This is a genomic window from Metabacillus sp. B2-18 (assembly GCF_021117275.1).
GTDB lineage: Bacteria > Bacillota > Bacilli > Bacillales > Bacillaceae > Metabacillus.
On record NZ_CP088245.1, the window covers coordinates 4,447,775 to 4,466,950 of the forward strand.

General features: G+C 33.6%; 20 protein-coding genes. All 20 read right to left on the reverse strand.

Going from position 1 to position 19,176, the window contains the following annotated elements:
* Position 1: 1 nt before the first annotated feature.
* The 20 genes from LPC09_RS22455 to fliS all read right to left on the reverse strand — a co-directional run bounded on the left by LPC09_RS22455 (position 2) and on the right by fliS (position 19,171).
* Entirely contained in the window at positions 2-979 is a 978-nt protein-coding gene (locus LPC09_RS22455) for a Gfo/Idh/MocA family protein (RefSeq protein WP_231308372.1), read from the reverse strand.
* Positions 980-2,146, reverse strand: coding sequence for a UDP-N-acetylglucosamine 2-epimerase (gene neuC, locus LPC09_RS22460; protein WP_231308373.1), 1,167 nt, complete (start codon positions 2,144-2,146; stop codon positions 980-982). It lies immediately after the preceding gene.
* Positions 2,143-3,138: an N-acetylneuraminate synthase gene (gene neuB / locus LPC09_RS22465; protein WP_231308374.1), complete on the reverse strand. Its 996-nt coding sequence runs from the start codon at positions 3,136-3,138 to the stop codon at positions 2,143-2,145. The genes neuC and neuB overlap by 4 nt, the downstream gene beginning before the upstream one ends.
* 5 nt (positions 3,139-3,143) lie before the next feature.
* Positions 3,144-3,782 (reverse strand): acetyltransferase, encoded by a 639-nt coding sequence (locus LPC09_RS22470; RefSeq protein ID WP_231308375.1) that lies wholly within the window; start codon positions 3,780-3,782, stop codon positions 3,144-3,146.
* Positions 3,772-4,827: a sugar phosphate nucleotidyltransferase gene (locus LPC09_RS22475; protein ID WP_231308376.1), complete on the reverse strand. Its 1,056-nt coding sequence runs from the start codon at positions 4,825-4,827 to the stop codon at positions 3,772-3,774. The genes LPC09_RS22470 and LPC09_RS22475 overlap by 11 nt, the downstream gene beginning before the upstream one ends.
* Before the next feature lie 18 nt (positions 4,828-4,845).
* Positions 4,846-6,021 carry a LegC family aminotransferase gene (locus LPC09_RS22480; RefSeq protein ID WP_231308378.1) on the reverse strand — a complete coding sequence of 392 codons (1,176 nt, stop codon included), beginning with the start codon at positions 6,019-6,021 and terminating at the stop codon, positions 4,846-4,848.
* Positions 6,022-6,033: 12 nt separating this feature from the next.
* Positions 6,034-7,017, reverse strand: coding sequence for an NAD-dependent 4,6-dehydratase LegB (locus LPC09_RS22485; RefSeq protein WP_231308379.1), 984 nt, complete (start codon positions 7,015-7,017; stop codon positions 6,034-6,036).
* Between the two features lie 309 nt (positions 7,018-7,326).
* On the reverse strand, positions 7,327-8,595 hold the full coding sequence (locus tag LPC09_RS22490; RefSeq protein ID WP_231308381.1) for a motility associated factor glycosyltransferase family protein: 1,269 nt from the start codon (positions 8,593-8,595) through the stop codon (positions 7,327-7,329).
* Positions 8,592-8,942 (reverse strand): DUF8042 domain-containing protein, encoded by a 351-nt coding sequence (locus LPC09_RS22495; protein WP_231308383.1) that lies wholly within the window; start codon positions 8,940-8,942, stop codon positions 8,592-8,594. Before LPC09_RS22495 ends, LPC09_RS22490 begins: the two co-directional genes overlap by 4 nt.
* 1 nt (position 8,943) lies before the next feature.
* Positions 8,944-10,734, reverse strand: a complete 1,791-nt coding sequence (locus tag LPC09_RS22500) for a motility associated factor glycosyltransferase family protein (protein ID WP_231308384.1) — start codon at positions 10,732-10,734, stop codon at positions 8,944-8,946.
* Between the two features lie 72 nt (positions 10,735-10,806).
* The gene (gene hag, locus LPC09_RS22505; RefSeq protein WP_231308385.1) at positions 10,807-11,631 is read right to left on the reverse strand and encodes a flagellin Hag; all 825 of its coding nucleotides are present in this window, start codon (positions 11,629-11,631) and stop codon (positions 10,807-10,809) included.
* A 307-nt stretch (positions 11,632-11,938) separates the two neighbouring features.
* The gene (gene csrA, locus LPC09_RS22510; protein WP_231308387.1) at positions 11,939-12,169 is read right to left on the reverse strand and encodes a carbon storage regulator CsrA; all 231 of its coding nucleotides are present in this window, start codon (positions 12,167-12,169) and stop codon (positions 11,939-11,941) included.
* An 11-nt stretch (positions 12,170-12,180) separates the two neighbouring features.
* Entirely contained in the window at positions 12,181-12,618 is a 438-nt protein-coding gene (gene fliW / locus LPC09_RS22515) for a flagellar assembly protein FliW (protein ID WP_231308388.1), read from the reverse strand.
* 22 nt (positions 12,619-12,640) lie between these two features.
* Positions 12,641-13,210 (reverse strand): DUF6470 family protein, encoded by a 570-nt coding sequence (locus tag LPC09_RS22520; protein ID WP_231308390.1) that lies wholly within the window; start codon positions 13,208-13,210, stop codon positions 12,641-12,643.
* Between the two features lie 42 nt (positions 13,211-13,252).
* The gene (gene flgL / locus LPC09_RS22525) at positions 13,253-14,161 is read right to left on the reverse strand and encodes a flagellar hook-associated protein FlgL (RefSeq protein WP_231308391.1); all 909 of its coding nucleotides are present in this window, start codon (positions 14,159-14,161) and stop codon (positions 13,253-13,255) included.
* Positions 14,162-14,171: 10 nt separating this feature from the next.
* On the reverse strand, positions 14,172-15,764 hold the full coding sequence (flgK, locus tag LPC09_RS22530; RefSeq protein WP_231308393.1) for a flagellar hook-associated protein FlgK: 1,593 nt from the start codon (positions 15,762-15,764) through the stop codon (positions 14,172-14,174).
* Between the two features lie 17 nt (positions 15,765-15,781).
* Positions 15,782-16,276: a flagellar protein FlgN gene (locus tag LPC09_RS22535; protein WP_231308394.1), complete on the reverse strand. Its 495-nt coding sequence runs from the start codon at positions 16,274-16,276 to the stop codon at positions 15,782-15,784.
* Between the two features lie 68 nt (positions 16,277-16,344).
* Positions 16,345-16,782 carry a YaaR family protein gene (locus LPC09_RS22540; protein ID WP_098798424.1) on the reverse strand — a complete coding sequence of 146 codons (438 nt, stop codon included), beginning with the start codon at positions 16,780-16,782 and terminating at the stop codon, positions 16,345-16,347.
* A gap of 118 nt (positions 16,783-16,900) precedes the next feature.
* A complete protein-coding gene (locus LPC09_RS22545) occupies positions 16,901-18,712 on the reverse strand; it encodes a flagellin N-terminal helical domain-containing protein (protein WP_231308395.1) in 1,812 nt (603 codons plus the stop codon).
* A gap of 3 nt (positions 18,713-18,715) precedes the next feature.
* Positions 18,716-19,171 (reverse strand): flagellar export chaperone FliS, encoded by a 456-nt coding sequence (gene fliS, locus LPC09_RS22550; RefSeq protein ID WP_231308397.1) that lies wholly within the window; start codon positions 19,169-19,171, stop codon positions 18,716-18,718.
* Between the last annotated feature and the right edge of the window lie 5 nt (positions 19,172-19,176).

The window sequence follows — 19,176 nt, forward strand, 5'->3', positions numbered from 1 at the left end:
TTCATGCCTCAATCATGTCAATTAATTTTAAGATTTCTCTGTCCTTCTCAAAAGAATAGATTGGTTTCTTTTGATTATTCACTGATTCAAAAAATGCAGTTATTTCATTGTAATATGCATTTTCAACAACAAAATGACTATAGTTTTCTAATTGATCTATTTCTTTATAGAGGTCGATCACAACATCGACTTTTTTTTCATAATCATAGACTTTTAAACCTTGCGGAGAGCCATTCCAAGAAAGATATAATTGTTCTCCAAATACCTCTAGGTTCCTAACGGCCTTCCTTGATACAACATCAACTGCCAGTGTCCCCTTGTGACCGGAAGTATGTTCTACAATTGCTAAAAAATGATCATTGTAATTAATCGTTAAAGAACTATTTTTCCCTTTCACTACTTCTACATTAGTAATGTCTCCGAATACATCGACTAACCAGGGAAGCTCAATAGCAAAAATTTCTCTACAACCATTTGTACGTTTGTCTCCAACGAAAAAGTCGTTATAATGCTCCCAAGGATGCCAATCAGGTAAGTATTGGCCAACATGATATGTATAATTATGTAAGCCATTTGATTCTTGTACCAAACTTTTAATCTTCTTTATTTCCTCTCTATACAAAAATGTAGATGATATAAATAAAACTAAGTCCTTTTTTTTAGCCAAATTAATATTTCTCTCATATCCATCATGAACTAAGTTCAGTTCAGTAAACACATGAATATCTTGATTTAAACAATCAGTAATAATTGTATGGTGTGATAAAGGAGAGGTACATACAAATGCATAATTAATCTTATTTTCATTTAACAGGTCAGTTAATGTATTAAAAGTTTCAATACCATGAACTTCATTTGTTTCCTTCCTACGTTCTTCACTTTTATCCACACCGAATATCTGCATTGTTTGATTATATCTTTGTAATAATCGTATTCTTCTCTTTCCCATGGAACCTAACCCAATTACAACTACTTTCAATTATTTCATCTCACAATCATAGAATTTCTTTTGTAATGTAATTTTTTCGTTCAATAAGAATTCCCCTATATTTAATACTACCTGGTCCGATGTGTTTCCGTCCCCATATGGATTTACGGTTTCGGCAGCTATTCTCCTGAAGTTTTCACTTAAAGCCAATCTTATTGATTTCTCTATTTCCTTAGCTTCGGGCTTACAGTTTATTATGCTAGTTGCCTGCAGCCTACCCTTTTGACGATCTCCAATATTCACAGTAGGTATTTTAAATGAAGGTGCCTCAATAAGACCACTAGATGAGTTACCGATTACTAAATTACAGAACCTTAACGCACTTAAATATCTAGTCAGGCCTAGAGAGGTAAACGCTACTGCATGGTCGTTTTCATTAACATAATCGTCTATCATTTTATTAATAATACGGCCATCTGTATCAGCATTTGCTTTCGTAAAGATAAGACTCATGTTTTTAAAGCTTTTACATGCTTCAAGCAGGGACTCAAACTGTTCTTCTGAACGATTGTTTTCTAATGTTGTTGGATGAAAAGTGACTATGGCATATGGCTTGTCTAGTTTAAAATTAAGTGCATGTTCTAACTCATACTTTTTCATTAACTCCACGTTTAAAATATTCTCTATTCCTATTGCACCGACACAAAATACTCGATCTGGATGCTCTCCGAGCTGAATCACACGTTCCCTATATTCTTCAGTACTTGTAAAATGCAAATAACTCAGTTTAGTAATTGCATGGCGGATAGACTCGTCAGTTGCACCTTCTGTTTTCTCTCCTCCATATAAATGAGCTATTGGAATTCTCTGATTCATCGCTGCAATACAAACAGCTAAGGTCTCATATCGATCACCAAGTACAATAAGCAAGTCTGGTTTTAACCGTTCAAAATAATCCGCAAACCCAACCATTGCTAATCCCATAGATTTAGAAATAGATGAAGGAGTGTCTGAACTTAAAAGCATTTCTATCTTTTCATCAATAACGATACCATCCTGCTCGATTTCTTTATATGTTAAACCGAACTCAGGTGATAAATGTGCTCCAGTTACCACAACCCTTACATCAAATTCCTTCAAGATATTCAGTTTTTCAATTATAGGCTTTAATAAGCCATACTCTGCTCTAGTGGCGGTGAGTATGCTGATTTTTTTCATAGATCGATCAACTCATCTTCTTCAAAATCCCTATTAGCTATATTTCCAATTACTTCAAACCATTTCATAGGGCTTATACCATTTCCCGGCCTTTTTACTGTTATGTTTTCTTCAGTGAATGCTTCACCTTTCTTAATGCATCTATTTGCAACGATACTCTTTCTAGCAATCACTATATTTTTCAATTCTGAACCAGCAGGAATTTTGTTTCCATCACCTATCGCAACCTCAGTATTCCTTATTGCATTTACCATCTCTTTTAACTCAATTGGTTCTAGACTTGCCTTATGATCGGGACCTTCCATTTTTCTGTTAAGAGTAAAATGCTTCTCAATTACAGTTGCCCCTCTTGCAACTGCTGCAATAGATATGTGAATTCCCTTAGTATGATCAGAATAACCAACTGGAACATTTAACTCCTGTTTTATTGTATTCATGGCACTCAGGTTAACATCAACATATGGTGTCGGATACTCTGTTGTACAATGTAAGACCGTTATCTCCCCAGCTCCATATTTAACAAGTACTTCTAGAGCATCTTTAATTTCCTCCATAGTACTCATTCCTGTTGAAAGAATAATTGGCTTATTTAACTTTGCTATTTTTATTAAATATGGAAGGTTTGTAATCTCTCCTGATGGAATCTTCCACCTTTTCATATTTAAACTACTTAAAAAATCTATGCTATCAAAATCAAAACCTGTGGATAAAAACTCAATATCTTTGGACCGACAATAATTATTTAATTCAATAAACTCTTCAAATGATAGCTCCAATTTTTTTAGCATCTCTAACTGACTTTCATTAGCTGCTGTGTTTTGTTGTTGATATTCTGCCTTTTTTGCATTTTTAGATACTATATTCTTTGAAACAAATGTTTGAAACTTTATACAATCTGCACCTGCAGCCTTTGCACTGTCTACCATTTCTTTCGCTATTTCTATACTTCCGTTGTGGTTCACACCAGCTTCTGCAATTATGTATACACTCACATCCCTCAAACCTCCTTACAAGGGCTACCAAATGCTTCCTTACTATCTCCAATATCCTTTAACACGATACTTCCCATACCTATCATAGTATGTGAGCCAATTTTAATCTGTTGCTTTATTACACTATTTGCTCCAATATGTGTTTCTCTTCCAACTTGCACATTCCCACACATCACGGTTCCAGGAGCAATATGTGTAAATTCTCCTACTATACAATCATGTTCTATAATGGAAGCAGTATTAATTATTGCCCCATTATGAATAGTTGCCCCTGCATTAATCACTGCTTTTTTACCAATAAAAATTCCGTTACCCAACTGAACATCGTTACTAATAATTGCTGTAGGATCGATAATATTAGGAATAGTAAATCCGATATCTTCTAAAGTATTATACAAATTAATTCTTCTACTTGTTTTTCCTATACTACCTAAAGAAACAAAAGCGTGTTTATACCCTCCTTTGTACAGCTGGGGTAAATCTTTGTCAGTTCCTATAACGGAAGCAGATAGTACCTTCTTATTTAAAAATTCTTTTAGATCTACCACACCGATCTCAGAATACTGGTTTGTTAATAATAGAGTGTCTAATACTGATTTACAATGTCCGCCCCCACCAACTAAAATTATTTTTTTATTCATCATGGACTAACCTTTGTCTCATCTTCTCCATTTCATCTAACTGTCCCATATCATGCCAGGAATTTTCACTAATAGGATAAACACCAATTTTCTCTCCTGCCTTTTTATAACTATCAATAATATCTGGAAATCCAATTTCTTTATTATCTTCTAGTTCATCAATTACTCTGGGTTCAACGACATACATTCCTGTATTTGTGAAAAAGGATAGCTCAGGTTTTTCCTTCATTTCCTCTATTTCACCCTGCTCACTAATCTTAATAACTCCATATGGAATTCTAATATTCTTTAGGGAACATACCATAGTAATTAGGTGTTTCCCTTTCTTATGGAAGTTAAGAATCCTTTCATAATCCTCTTCAATCAAGATATCACAGTTAGATAATATGAATGTTGAACTTATTTTTCTCTTTAATAAACTTAATCCCCCACCTGTTCCTAAAGGTTGGTTTTCATCTATGTAATTTATTTCATAATCCTTGTGAATCTCATTAAAGTAAGCTTTAATCATATTCTTTTTATGATTCACTACTAAAAAGAACTGATCTGCCCCGTAGTTAGTAAATCTATTGATAATATGTTCTGCAATAGGTATTTCTCCAATAGGTATTAGTGGCTTGGGTAAAATTTTTGTATATGGATAAAGTCTTGTACCTAAACCACCAGCCATGATAACAACAGGTACTTTTAGCTTTTTATTAGGTCCAATTTCTTCATCATTCCACAATACTACTGACACTATATCCTCATTTTCATTAAGAACTGGTAATGCTTCAATATAATGTTTACGCATAATTCTTTTTGCTGAGTTTTTATCCTTTTCATAGACATATTTGGGTGAATAATTAGCTATATCTTTAACTTTAGCATCAAGACTACTATTTTTTAATATCCATCTTCTAATATCTCCATCAGTAATTACTGCAACAAAGCGTCCCTCTCTAACTACAAATAGAACCTTCTTTGCAACTTGATCTAGCAACGTCATTGCTTCGATCATCGTGGATTGTTCTTCAATTAAAAAGTCTTTTATGTCCAATTTACCCACCTCCTCTAAGCATTCAAGTTATTTTTTATTGTGTACATTTCTTAGACAATCAATTACATATAAAACATCTTCCGTGCTCAAGTTAGAACTACAAGGAATATTAATAATATGAGCTAAGTATGTTTTTGATTTTTCAATTTTATAATTTTGATTAGCTATATATGGCTGTTGTTCACTTATTAGATCCCATATAGGCCTTACTTGTACATTGTTAGAAGATAAATATTTTATCACTTGATCTCTCTTTAAAGGAAAATCATCCTTTATAAATAGTGCATAGAACCAATAATTACTTCTTATATTTTCATTAAAGTTAAGAATCTCTAAACCCGGAATTTCATTGATAAATTTTTTGTAAAGCTTATAATTTACTTCCTTAATTTTAATGAAATCTTCTAGTTGTTCCAATTGAGCTATACCTATGGCAGCCTGAAGATTTGTCATTCGATAGTTATATCCTATCTCATCGTGTATATAATAAAGCTCATCGCTTTTAGCCTGAGTAGTAAGATGTTTAGCTCTTTTTAGCAATTCTTCCTCATTAGAAACAATCATTCCTCCACCACCTGTGGTGATGATTTTATTGCCATTAAAAGAATAAACCCCTACTGTACCTATTGTTCCCGCATATTTCCCCTTATAAATACCATTAGTATAATATGTCCCCAAAGCCTCAGTAGCATCCTCTACAACTTTCAGGTTGAATTCTTCAGCAATTTTCATAATCTTATCCATAGATGACATATTACCAAATACATGAACAACGATAATAGCCTTTACATGTTTCCCTGTCCTTTTATTAATTAGCTTACCGTTAATAAAAGTGCATTCCATTCTACAAAATTCCATAAGCTTGTATGGATCCACACAAAGGGAATCATCACAGTCCATAAAAATCGGTTCTGCTCCTAGATACTTTACTGGGTTCACGGCAGCAATAAAAGTCAGCGTTGGAACAATAACTTCATCTTCACGTGTAACCCCACAAACTTTAAGTGCGATATGTAACCCGGATGTCCCATTTTGTACGGAAACAGCTCCTTTAGCATTTACATAATTACACACTTTTTCTTCGAATTCATTTACATAGGGACCGCCTGTTGATACCCACTCTGTTTCAATAGCATGTGTAACATACTCTAGTTCTTTCCCTTTAAAGTTAGGAACAGAAAGGGGAATAAACTTTTGACTCATTTGTCCCATCTCCTAAATGTTATATATATCCGGTTTATATTTATCAATGTTCTGCTTAAAAAACTCAATTGTTTCAGCTAAACCTCGTTCAAATGAATAATGTGGTTCCCAATTAGTTAATTTCTTAATTTTTTCATTAGATCCTAGCAGTCTGTTTACTTCACTATTTTCTGGTCTTAACCTTTGCTCATCACAAACGATTCTTGCGTTTGGATTAATTTGTTTAATAAGCTCTTCTGCTAGTTGCCCTATTGAAACCTCTTTCTGAGTAGCAATATTAATTTCTTCACCAATTGTATCCATTGAATTTGCAATTTCAATAAAGCCATTTGCAGTATCTTTTACATAATTAAAGTCTCTTGTAGGTGTGAGTGAACCCAGCTCAATTTTTTCTTTTCCTGAAAGTAACTGAGTAATAATTGTTGGAATCACTGCTCTTGCAGACTGACGTGGCCCATAAGTATTAAAGGGCCTTACTATTGAAATAGGCATATTAAAACTTCTATAAAAAGATTCAGCTAATCGGTCCGCACCAATTTTAGTTGCTGAATAAGGGGACTGCCCTTGGAAAGGGTGTTTTTCATCAATTGGAACATACTGCGCCGTCCCATATACCTCCGAAGTAGATGTAATGAGAACTCTTGAAGTACCCATGTCTCTAGCAGCCTGAAGCACATTTAATGTCCCCTTAATATTTGTGTCTATGTATGTATCTGGTGAATGATAGCTAAATGGTATTGCAATAAGGGCCGCTAAATGGAAGACTTTATCTATTTCTTTCATTGCTACCTTAACACCATTAGGATCTCTAATATCCCCTGTAACAACCTCTATTTCATTTAATATATCCTTAGGCAGGGTATCTAACCATCCCCATGCATTAAATGAATTATAATAAGCAAAAGCTTTTACACTATATCCTTGTTCAACTAGTTTTTCTGTTAAATGACTTCCTATAAATCCGTCAGCACCGGTCACTAATATACGATTAGACATCTTATTCACTTCCTTATCTCTTATTTATAATAAATAAATCAAATTTCTAAGTAGAAATTATATACTTATTTATTATATCGTTAAAGGATTGTATTAATTTAGAGTTCATTAAAATTAAATTTTAGTTTTTTTAGAAAAGATATAAAAAAAAGAAACTGATATCAAAATAATGGTGATATCAATTTCTGAATTTTTCAATATAGTTTTAAAAATTCTTATGAAGAACAATAGTTATAGGTAAATGTTGATGTGCAAATTATTATGAATTTATTTCTTATGGTAAACTTAGTTAATCGCAACCTAGTTGGGCTAATTAATACTTTTTAAAAATTGTTCAAGACTATTATGTTTCCATCCTTTAATAAAAGCCCCACCCTCGGTACAATTCCATAGTTCCACATTTCCCCTAAAATCCACAACGTATTTTTCAAACCACTTAAGATAACCGTACAAATGTTTTGGTGTTTTTACAGTTTCATTTTGATAGTAACCTTTTACCTCTATTAACTTTTCCAGTTCCATTTTTTTCACATTATGAGTACCCTTTGCATGGCTATAGCCATTTGTATAGGCCAAATCTTGCCCAACTAAAGCAATTCTACTAGCTCCAAACCATATCAATAAATCCAATAAACATGTCGCAACTGAACCACCTGTTTTAATTTTAGGTTCATCCCTCAATTGTGAAAGTTCTTCTGACTTAGAATAACCTTTCTGCCAAACAATATACCTTGGTCCCTGATACTGTTTAACACCTTCATGATTTGCTGTTCCTAAATAAAATAACGGAATATCCATATCTTTAGTGGTTTCAACAAATTGCTCCAAAATTGTAATCTGCGGGTCTGAAATCATAATTGCATTTGGGATAATTCTACTTTTTAACAAAGGAGTTAGTGCTGTACCTACACAAGCAATGAAAACTTCACCTGTCAAACTCGCAGCCTTGATTATAGGTATTTGCTTTGATAAGGATGGACCTGCTGATATTAGCAGTACAGACTTGCCATCAAGTTTGTTTTTCCATCCTGTTATCCCTTTATCCTCAAGCCTTAAGTTATTAAATAAGTTCTCTTCTAGTAACTTATTATTTTTACGTATAGTCCTCAAAAAAAACATATAATCTTCCAATAAAGTTTTTATTGAAGAAAGGTTATCGGGAATTAACTCGAGAGAAGGAGCATGTAACATGATCATAAAATCTGAATCATCTAATAAAGGCAACAAGCCTTCTTTAATTGTTTTCAAGTCATCCGATACATTTATGGTAATATTTTGTGTTTTCAATTTAGAAATACATTTTATCTCTTCCAACCAATTATAATAGTCAGGATTAAAATCAAAAACTATGATTGGAATACTAGGATAGATCTTTCTTAGCTGTATAATATGAAACCCTGCTCCCATACCAATTACACAAATTCTTTTGGGATTCTTACTTTCTACATCCCATTGGGTTACCCATCGCTTAGCTTCTTTAACCGGATCATATTTGCTATGCAGCAGGAATTCACGTTCTTTCTTTGTTAAAACAACAGTAAAATCACCACTAGCTGTTTGTATCAATCTCCACTTCATGATTCTACCTTATTTATAGTAAGTTGCCATTGTTTCAGTACAGGCGCAATTTCGTAATCTAGTAAGTCAGCTAGTAGAACATAATCTCTCATTTCTAATGAATCCACGACCTCCTTAAAATTATCTTTTAATGATATAAGTTCAATTTCTTGTAAATGTCCATTATTTTGTATCCCATTAATAGCTGCAAAAATCCATTGTAATCCTTCTACAAAATCCGGCATTTGACTCAAAGCGGTACCTTCATTTCCTTCCTGTAGATATTCAACAATTTCATTACATCCATTTATCATTCTAGGTAAATATTCTTTTAAACTTTGAATTGTTTCAAAAACAATCTTTTCCATTCTACCCTACTCCTTTTCTTTCACTCTCAATCGTATCTAATATTTTTAAAGTGTACTCTGCCGATTCTAATATACCTTTATATAAAGCCAGCGATTTCTTCATTACTCTCCTTTTTCTTTCTATAAGCGTTTCCCCTTCAACCTCTTGATGCGTATGATTAACCTGAAAACTTAAAGGCATAATCAAAAAATATATAATATTACTCTTAGAATATTCATTAATTTTATCATCTAGTGTATCAAGCTTCTTTAAAGCTTTGTTATCTATATACACTGTATCCATAGATAATCCATTAATTATCTCTATTGCTTTTTCAGTCATTCTAACTAGCTCTTGGAGATTTTTTTGTTCTATTTCAAAGCCCGAGGAGATGTTAGATTTTGATATAAAGTTATTTTTCTCTTCTAGGAAAGTATCAATAAATTCTTTATTATAACTCATAGAACAGTAGTTCTTAATAAAATCCTCAAAATCTAAGTTATTAATCCCTTCAATCTTTGCCCCCCCCTCCGTACAGTTGTATATATGGCGTTTGTCTCCAGATTTCCTAAAAAGATCAATCATATCCTCAAATACCTTTTTCATACTTAGTAAAGAATAATCACTAAGAATAGTTTTACCATAGTAACTCTTTACTTCAATATAATTCTTATTTTTATTTGTTTCGTTTTCAGAAATTTTTTTTAAGTTGCTGTTTCCAACAGCATGGCTAACATTATCAGTATAGGCAAGGTCTTGACCTATTAGACAAATTGGACCACTAGTAATTTTTTTAGCAATATAAAAACAATAGTTTGCAACTGAAGCTCCCCCAAAAACATAACCTAAGTCTTCACCTACAATTTTATTAATCCAATCTGATAAATCTTTATCTTGAGAATTAAAGATTACATTTACTCCATTATGATTTAGTGGTATTTCTTTATGAACGTTTAAACTATAAAAAAGAGATACGTCATCATAATCTAGACCCTCAAAGTGTTTCCAATTGGCTTCAGCACCGTCAATTGATACCACAATATGTGGTTTAATGCCAGCCTTAAGTAATGGATTTATAGTTGAACCTGCAGCTATAATAAGCGCAGACTGATTTTCTCTAATTTCTTTCAGTTTTCCTAATTGTTTATTTAACGATGGCCCTGAAGCAGCAATGATTACTGGGCAATCAAACTTATTTTCAATTTTTTTAAAGGGAGTAGATTTCCATGAATTATAAAGGTTATATAGCGTATTTTCTTGCCACAATTTCCCGTACTTAACCATAGTTGCTATGTTAACTAAAGACAATCTTACATTCTTTATAATTTCTTCTTTGAGGTGTTTTAATAAATGGGGATATAATCTCTCATAATTAGGAGAAGGTATAAACTCTAATTGCCCAATATTTCTAGTATTAACCAAATATCTTATTTCTTCCTCTAGTTGATTGTGTTCATAACCAACAATAAAAAACACTTGTTCACTCTCAAGTAATGGTTCTAAAGCACCTTTAGAATTAACCATTTCAAATAATTTAATGCTAGGTTCAATTATTAATAAAAAATCATTTTCTCCCATTTTATTAAGTAATTCTTTAGCTAGATAGGAATGCGCAAGACCAAATAGAACATGGGTATAGTTCTTCTTATAGTACTTATCAGCCAATTGTTTAGATTCCTTTAATGGGTTATATTTACTATTAAGGTAATATCCATTGAAAATAACTACAGGTAAGCCACCCTTACTGTTTTCAATTAATATATTTTCTTCCTTTTTTTCAAAGTCATCCTCTAAAACAGTTATATTTCTCATAAAAAATTCACTCCTAAACAAACCAAAATAGTAAGATGGACAACTTCAATGAGTTGTCCATCTTCAAAACTATTATCTTAATAGTTGTAATACTCCCTGAGGTTGTTGGTTGGCTTGAGCTAACATTGCTTGTGATGCTTGAGAAAGAATTGAATTCTTAGTTTGCGCCATCATTTCTTTAGCCATATCAACGTCACGGATACGTGATTCAGCTGCTGTTAAGTTTTCAGCACTTGTATCTAAATTGTTAATAGTATGCTCTAATCGATTTTGGTATGCTCCTAATTTAGAACGCTCAGAAGAAACTTTTGTAATTGCACTATTCACATTAGTAATAAAAGCAGTATAGTCTCCAAAGCTAGCTAAAGCTGTAATTGTCGCATCTGTTAAGCTACTTGATAAACTAGAAGCATTCATTGCACCAATACTTAAAGTAATAACTTGAGAAGAGTTTGCACCAACTTGGAAATTATATGTCCCTGAAGATTCGATAAGTTTTTGAGTATTGAATTCTGTATCTGTAGAAATTCTATCAATTTCTTTTTTAAGCTCTAGTAATTCAGAATTGATTGAATCTCTATCAGCAGTTACGTTAGTGTCGTTAGAACCTTGTACCGCTAACTCTCTCATTCTTTGAAGAATTGCATGCGTTTCATTTAATGCACCTTCAGCAGTTTGAATTAATGAAATTCCGTCTTGTGAGTTACGAGAAGCTTGCTCTAAACCACGGATTTGTCCACGCATTTTTTCAGATATTGATAGACCTGCAGCATCGTCTCCAGCACGATTGATACGTAATCCTGAAGATAATTTTTCCATTGACTTCATTTGTCCATTGTTAGCTTGTCCTAGTTGACGATATGTGTTAAGAGCTGCGATATTATGATTAATTCTCATTTTAATATTTCCTCCTTGAATGTTGTATTGATTCACATCCTTGTGAATCTTCTTTTAAGGTAGTACTCATGTCGGCCGCCATTAGTTCTACCTCTTACTTTATATATCGACAGTAGTTATAAATAGTTTAATAGTATTTTTTATTTTTTTAAGTAAATTTAAAAAGAAACTCTTATATCTAGTAATAAATTTTTTACCAAAGGTTTATGACTATACCTAATTTAACTATAAATTAAAATAGCAAGCATTGTTAGAACTCAATACATCAGCTATCACAATTCTCCAATAAAAAACCTTTAGCAATTAGCTAAAGGTCATACTTGATTGTTTTTAATTTATTGAGCAGAATCTCATTTATTGAAGCAGCTTCATTATTAGATTGCTGAATACTAAGGTAAACCTCCTTACGATGTATATCAACACTCTTTGGTGCTTTTATCCCAAGCTTTATTTGATCTCCTTGAACTGATACAACAGTTATTTCTATTTGTTCCCCTATCTGTATAGACTCTCCTACTTTTCTTGTCAATACCAGCATACATCCACCCCCTACTTGTTAACGGTCTCTTGAAAAAGTCTATGTTTTGTTGTATAGCTTGTCTTATTAAGAATTATTTGTTTCGCTAACATCTCTGAATGATTAACAACAATCGGCGCTTGAAGATTTGCAGTTGTATCCGTAAAGGGATCTCTTAATGATAAGATGGTTAGTACTTGAATTGTAGACTCATCACCTATTTTAAGTGCTTCCTTCTCATTACTAGTTAGATCGAATTCATAGTCTTTAAAAAACGAAAAAGGATCTGTAACGATAAATCCTAATTCTATAGTAGTCACGGACTGCATTATATAGTAAGGAGAATTCTCTTCAAGGGGTAATAGAACAAATTTCCTCTCGTCTATAAAGCCAGGCAATCCGTGCTCAAAGTATAAAATCTCTTCTTCATCTACTTTTATCATACCATGGTATTTTGTTTTCATTTCCATATAATCACATCCTAAATCAGCATTATGCCTTTATGTCAACAAAGTCCACACTAATTTTTAACTCATTTCTTTTTTGAAGATAAATCTCTACATTCCCTTGTTCATATTGTACATTAGGTTTATTGAGCTTAACATCTATCTTCGGTTTATTTTCCTTCGCCTCTATATAAACCTTTGCCGGCTCATAATTAATTTTAATACTGCCGTATGAAGGTACAAAAGTTATTCCAAATTCCTTCGCAGGTTTTTCACTGTTTTGTTTCGCCTGACTTACAATAGGGTTTCCACTATTCTCTATTTTCATTAGTTGATTACCTTGATTGACTCTACGGGCAATGCCAGCCAACAAATCTTGATACCCTTTTTGTGAAAATTCATCTACTCTTTGAGATATCGACTTTAAATCAACATCGGCTCTTGCCTGTGATTGATCAATGGTTAGTCGAGGGCTAGTTGTGATAATAGATAATTCTGCTTTTGGCTGTTCAATTGATAAATCAGCCATAGGTTGTTGAATATAATTCTTTGCATTCTTTGTTTGAATACCTATTTGAGCACTAGTACTCTCCATTCTCAATTGTGGAAATTCCAAACTAATCACTCCTAGTAAAAAAGCTATCCTAAAAAAGATAGCTTAACGTAAAAAGTCCATTAAAGTTGGTTGAATAATTTTAGAACCCGCAGATAGTGACGCACGATGAATACTTTCCTGAATGGTTAAGTCAGTAATCACTCGTTCCATGTCAGCATCTTCATTATCTGATAATATTCTATTTGCGATAACTTCCTGATCGGCAAGGCGATTGTCAATTAATTCAAGTCTGTTATATCTAGCTCCAAGCTCTGCTCTTTCGGCGGTCAGATTACCTAAGTGTTTATCCAAGTCAGTTAATAGCTGATCACCGTTTTCTAATGTACCAACACCATCAGTCAATTTTCTCTCTATTTCTTCTAATGTATTAATAAAGTCCTTGCCAAAAACATTGTGAGAATTAATGTTTACCTTTAACTGAACACCTTTTGACACTTCAACGTTATAAGAGGAAGTATCTTGTGTAAATGTATACTCTTTATTACCCACTGCATCTGTTATAAAAGCATCGTCTCCTATAGGAACAGTTTGCGTTTTTTGACCATTAAAGATATATTTTCCGGCTACTTGTGTATTAGCTACACCCATTAAATCTTCCTTAAGCTGGCCAATCTCAACACCGATTGCCTTTAAGTCCTCCGGGCTGTTCGTTCCGTTCTGACCCTGAACAACTAATTCACGAATTCTTTGTGTAATTTGAGTTGCCTGCTCAATACCTGCTTCTGAATTTTCCAGCCATGTATATGCCTCAGAGAGATTTCTCTGGTATTGTTCATTTTCAGTCAAATTTGTTCGATAAAACATTCCCTTAATTGCAACAACAGGATCATCTGATGGACGACTTATCTTTTTCCCTGTCGCTAATTGATCTTGATATTTACTTAAGTTTGAATAGCTATTACTCAAATTTCTCAATGAATTATTCGCTAACATGCTTTGTGTAACTCGCATATTAAATCACCTACCTTCCTGCACCCATACCGTTAATGATTTTATCTAGCAACTCATCCTGTAGCGAGATCATTCTAGCTGATGCATTATATGCATGCTGAAATTGAATCATATTCGTCATCTCTTCATCTAACGAAACTGCGCTAACAGATTGTCTTCGCTCTTCTACGGAATCTCTTAGGACCGTACTGTTTGTTGTTAATCTCTCCGCTTCCTGTGCGTTTACAGCCATGCCACCAATAACACCTTCATAGAAATTTTGTAGAGTTGTGTTCGTTCCACCAATGTCGATAACATCATTTTTAACATTTGATAGTGTGACAGCGTTATTTCCATTTCCGATTTGAGGCGAATTGCCATCTACCTTACCACCTGCTGCAATAAAATCAGTAGATTCTTTTATTTTATCTGAAATACTTAATGTGCTTGCAGCACCTTTGCTACTTGACCCAATATTAAAGAAATCTATATCAACTTTGACCTGTTCATCAATAGGATCTTTATCTTCATCATAATCCCTTAGATTCCAACCTTCACGGTGGACAGTATTAAATTCCGTTGCGAATTCATATGCCATGGTATCCAAATTGTTTAGCATATCAGGATATAAACCATATTCAACAACACTGCCGTCATCTAATGTTTCAGAATAACCATATGAATCTATTAATCCACTAATCTTCCCAGCACTATTAAAATCCAAAATGTTAATAGATTTTGAACCAATCTTAATACCTTCCGCGAGTCCCTCTGTAATATTTCCATTTTCATCAGTGATTTTTCTATAAGTAACACTAAACTCACTAACTCGTTGACTTTTTCCATCTACTAAAGTTCCTAAAATCTTACCGTTGTCATCAACAATTTCGACTGTTGCTGTTCCTTCAGAAATTTTTAGAGCGTTACCACCAGAAGCATTGTAAGAAACTTTAATATTTGCTAATGAAGACAATTTATCTAGTAGACGATCACGTTCGTCATAAAGGTCATTTGGTAAGTAGCCATTTGGTTCTATTTCTGAAATTTGTTTATTAATATTATTTAATTGATTTGCTAGTGAGTTAACTTCCTTCACAGAAACATCTAACTCATTTTTCAAATCACCTTGTACAGATTTAAGAGATGTCGCTAAATAGTTAAATGTATCAGCTACCGCATTTCCTCTTTCACGTACAACAGATCGTGCACCTGCATTTGTTGGATCTAATGCTAGATCCTGTAGTGACTGCCAGAATTTGTCCAAAGAACTAGCTAATCCTGTTTCTGATGGCTCGTTCATAATTTCTTCCATCTTTTGAAGCGCATTTGCTCTTGATTCCCAGTAACCCAATTTATTACTTTCCGAGCGATATTGAATATCTAAGAAGCTTTCTCTTACACGTTGAACACTTTCGACCTCCACACCTGTTCCCATTTGACCAGGAATTTGCGGTCGATTTAAACCAAGTGAAGGGTATGCTTCTGTTGCTTTAAAATTAACACGCTGACGTGTGTAGCCCTCTGTGTTGGCATTGGCAATATTATTTCCTGTTGTATGCAAAGCACTTTGCTGGGTAAACATACCTCGTTTAGCTGTTTCTAATCCCATAAAAGTTGAACGCATTTAGGTCCCTCCTATCATTAAGCCTTTGAATCAAATATAGAACGATTGATACTCTGAGTCTCATCAGAGGATTGATCGTTATAATTACTTGATTCCTGTTGTCCCAAAAGAAGATCAAGATTTAAATTAACAAAATTTAACGAGTGCTGAAGCAAATCCTGATTCAGTTCATTAATCTCTTTTAATACCTTCATTTGATCTACTAGCTGTTGTTGTAAATTTCTTAGTTTTTCTTTATCTTGAATTTTGTCAGAAGAAAGTAAATCAGATATCGTTAAACTCTGCGGAGAAATAGAAATCTCGTTTGCAAGTTGATGCTGAATTTTCTCTCTTTCATTATTTAATACTTCAATTGCTTTAATATGCTTTAACTCATCTTTCATTAATTCACCGAGGGCTTCGATATTATCTGCTTTTATGATCTCAGTTTTCTTTAACGCAATTTGATGAAGACTTTTTTGGAGCTTCAGTATTTTTTCTAAATTATGACTTAGCTGATCTTCAACAGACATACGACTCCCTCTTTCTTTCAATTATCTCTAATCTTTATATCGACCATTATCGATTATTATTTAGACCATTATGTGTAGATATTTATTAAAAGACCTTGAACTTCTCCAACAAGATTGAGAATGTTTAGCCCTTTTTGCTGCTTATTGAGCACTTCATTTGTTAAGTCAATTAGCTTACTGTCCACTTCTTTTACAATTTTATAGATTTTTGTACGACCTCTGCGATTAAAACCACGTTGATCCTCTAATTGAAGACCATTGTTAACTGCCTCTTCTAAAAATGTTTTTACTAGCTTTTTATATTTTTTCAAATCCTCTACAGTTCTTGACTCTGATAAAACTTTTCCTTGGTTTTCTATATCTTTAGCTAACGTAGCAAATCTTTCATATAGGGCATTTCCCCTTTTATTCGCCATCACTTCTGTAAAGCTTACAGATTCAGTTGCTACTGGCTGTTTTTTTTCTATGTTATTTAAAGTTGATCTTCCAATCTTTTGAACATCCATTTATTTCACCTCATTGGGTTATTAATAAAAACGATTGTTTTGCTACACCCATTTTATAAGAAGCATAAAAGAAAAAAAAGAGGAGGAGCCAATATATGACTTACCTCCCCAATGGTAATTATTTCAATAGTTGTAGAATTCCTTGTGGTAATTGATTTGCTTGAGCAAGCATTGCTTGTCCAGCTTGGTTTAAGATGTTGTTCTTCGTATATTCTGTCATTGACTTCGCCATATCTGTATCACGAATACGTGATTCAGCAGAAGTTAGGTTTTCATTAGCTGTTTGTAAGTTTGTAACAGTGTGCTCAAGTCGATTTTGGAATGCTCCAAGCTTACTACGCTCAGCAGATACAAGGCTAATCGCCTTATCGAAAGCAGTAATAGCTTGTTGCGCAGCATTTGCTGTAGAAACATTTACACCTAAAACAGCATTTACACCAGCCGTTGATAATGTAGAGAAATCACCATTACGTGCAATTCCAAGTGTTGCTGCATCCATTACTCCAAGAGATAAAGTTAATGATTCAGATGCGTTTGCCCCGATTTGTAAATCTACATTTAATTCTTTCCCTTTATCTGCCTCGAAGTCTCCATCAATAAGTGCAATATCAAGTCCATTTGTTGGGAGACCAATAGGGCTTATACCATCATCTGTTTTGGTTGTTCCTAATATTAAACTGTTATTAGAAACTGAGTGTACAGGAGCTAATGCTGGTACTGGTGTTGGGTTAGCATTTTTAGCTTGAGTAATAATGGCATCAATTTCACTCAATACTGTGTCTAAGTCTTTATCTGTTACATCAATAGTTGCCGCACTGCCAGTTAAGGCAGACGCCGGACTATTAAAGTTAATAGTTAGGCCATCAATCTTCAAAGCGTCTCCTGTTTTAGGCACTTCAGAGAACGTGATCGCAATTGGTTTTGCCTGAGCTGAATCAGGACTTGCAACTAAAGAAGTTGTTGGTGTGTTCGTTGCAGGGTCATTAAATGTAACTCCACTAGCAATATTTGTTGAGATGTTTTTACGAGTACCTAAATCTTGTACATCCTTAGGTGACATTGGATTTACTGTAGAAAGTGTTAGCTTACCATCAATAATTGTCCCCTCATTAGCTGCATCTGAATCTGTTGGTGAATCTTTAACTACAGCTAAAGATTGATTATCATTCTGAATAATCGCACTTTCTAATGAATCCATTAATTTGTTAATATTACTCATTCTTTCTGCATCAGTAGCAGCTGACTCATTCCATCCTGATATGTTTACAGCAATATTATCACCAATTACTCCAGGATTAGCTCCATCAGTTACATCTATTTCATAAGTTTTACCATTAATAACAAATGTTTTTCCTTCTAGATCAATTGAGGCTGCACTACCTAGCGCCGCATCAAACTGAATCTCCACTTTCGCAGGTTCAGTAGGCTCTGCAGTCACAACACCGCTCCAAGTTCCGTTAGCAGTATAAGCAACTTCAGATGTATTCACTTCTGCAAATGCTCTTCCTTCAGCAGAACCACTTAAAAGCTTCTTCGTGTTAAACTGTGTTGTATCAGCAATACGGTCAATTTCATACGTTAATTGATTAATTTCCATTTGAATTGCTTCACGGTCGCTGTCTTCTAACGTTCCATTTGCTGCTTGTACAGATAATTCACGCATTCTTTGTAGGATACTATGCGTTTCATTTAGCGCTCCTTCAGCAGTTTGAATTAATGAGATAGCATCTAGAGAGTTTCTTTCTGCCGTTTCTAACCCACGAATCTGTGAACGCATTTTCTCTGAAATTGCTAGACCCGCCGCATCATCAGCTGCTCTATTAATACGTAAGCCAGATGATAATTTCTCTAGTGTTTTAGAAGTTTGTCCCATTGTTTGCGAGAGATTTTTATAGGCATTTAGTGCTTGTATATTATGATTAATTCTCATAGTCTATTTCCCTTCTTCAACCGTATTTGGTTCTCTTTCATATACCATTACATTTCTTTCATATGCATTTGTTTTTCTTAAAAGCTGTTGCTGTATCTGACTTGATTTATTATTTTTCATTGCAGTTTGCCATGCCCCTGAGATATCTTCTAAAATTGTTAACACTTCTTTTAGAGGCTCAATATCTTTCTTCACATTAGCCTTAATCACAAGGTCTGCCATATAGTTGTAAAGAACATCAAGCTGTTCGGCAATAATACCTGCTTCGTAATTTATTCCTACACCTAAACGTTCTAGTATATCGTTCACTTTTTTTAGCTTTTCGTTTGCTTCTATCAATCTTGAAGCTTCAATGTCTTGTATTGCACCTTTTGTATGATCTATTAACGCTTCATATAGTAATGAAGTAATTTCTTGAGAAGATTTCTGGTAAATGATTTCTTTTGTTAAAAAGTCCATAATTC

Bases quoted from the DNA above. Each gene is read 5' to 3' on its own strand.
- LPC09_RS22495 (WP_231308383.1), bottom strand. From the start codon at position 8,942: ATGGAAAAGATTGTTTTTGAAACAATTCAAAGTTTAAAAGAATATTTA.
- LPC09_RS22540 (WP_098798424.1), bottom strand. From the start codon at position 16,782: ATGGATGTTCAAAAGATTGGAAGATCAACTTTAAATAACATAGAAAAA.
- LPC09_RS22545 (WP_231308395.1), bottom strand. From the start codon at position 18,712: ATGAGAATTAATCATAATATACAAGCACTAAATGCCTATAAAAATCTC.
- LPC09_RS22480 (WP_231308378.1), bottom strand. From the start codon at position 6,021: ATGAGTCAAAAGTTTATTCCCCTTTCTGTTCCTAACTTTAAAGGGAAA.
- csrA (WP_231308387.1), bottom strand. From the start codon at position 12,169: ATGCTGGTATTGACAAGAAAAGTAGGAGAGTCTATACAGATAGGGGAA.
- LPC09_RS22470 (WP_231308375.1), bottom strand. From the start codon at position 3,782: ATGATGAATAAAAAAATAATTTTAGTTGGTGGGGGCGGACATTGTAAA.
- fliW (WP_231308388.1), bottom strand. From the start codon at position 12,618: ATGGAAATGAAAACAAAATACCATGGTATGATAAAAGTAGATGAAGAA.
- LPC09_RS22490 (WP_231308381.1), bottom strand. From the start codon at position 8,595: ATGAAGTGGAGATTGATACAAACAGCTAGTGGTGATTTTACTGTTGTT.
- neuC (WP_231308373.1), bottom strand. From the start codon at position 2,146: ATGAAAAAAATCAGCATACTCACCGCCACTAGAGCAGAGTATGGCTTA.
- LPC09_RS22500 (WP_231308384.1), bottom strand. From the start codon at position 10,734: ATGAGAAATATAACTGTTTTAGAGGATGACTTTGAAAAAAAGGAAGAA.
- hag (WP_231308385.1), bottom strand. From the start codon at position 11,631: ATGAGAATTAATCATAATATCGCAGCTCTTAACACATATCGTCAACTA.
- fliS (WP_231308397.1), bottom strand. From the start codon at position 19,171: ATGGACTTTTTAACAAAAGAAATCATTTACCAGAAATCTTCTCAAGAA.
- LPC09_RS22535 (WP_231308394.1), bottom strand. From the start codon at position 16,276: ATGTCTGTTGAAGATCAGCTAAGTCATAATTTAGAAAAAATACTGAAG.
- LPC09_RS22485 (WP_231308379.1), bottom strand. From the start codon at position 7,017: ATGTCTAATCGTATATTAGTGACCGGTGCTGACGGATTTATAGGAAGT.
- flgK (WP_231308393.1), bottom strand. From the start codon at position 15,764: ATGCGTTCAACTTTTATGGGATTAGAAACAGCTAAACGAGGTATGTTT.
- flgL (WP_231308391.1), bottom strand. From the start codon at position 14,161: ATGCGAGTTACACAAAGCATGTTAGCGAATAATTCATTGAGAAATTTG.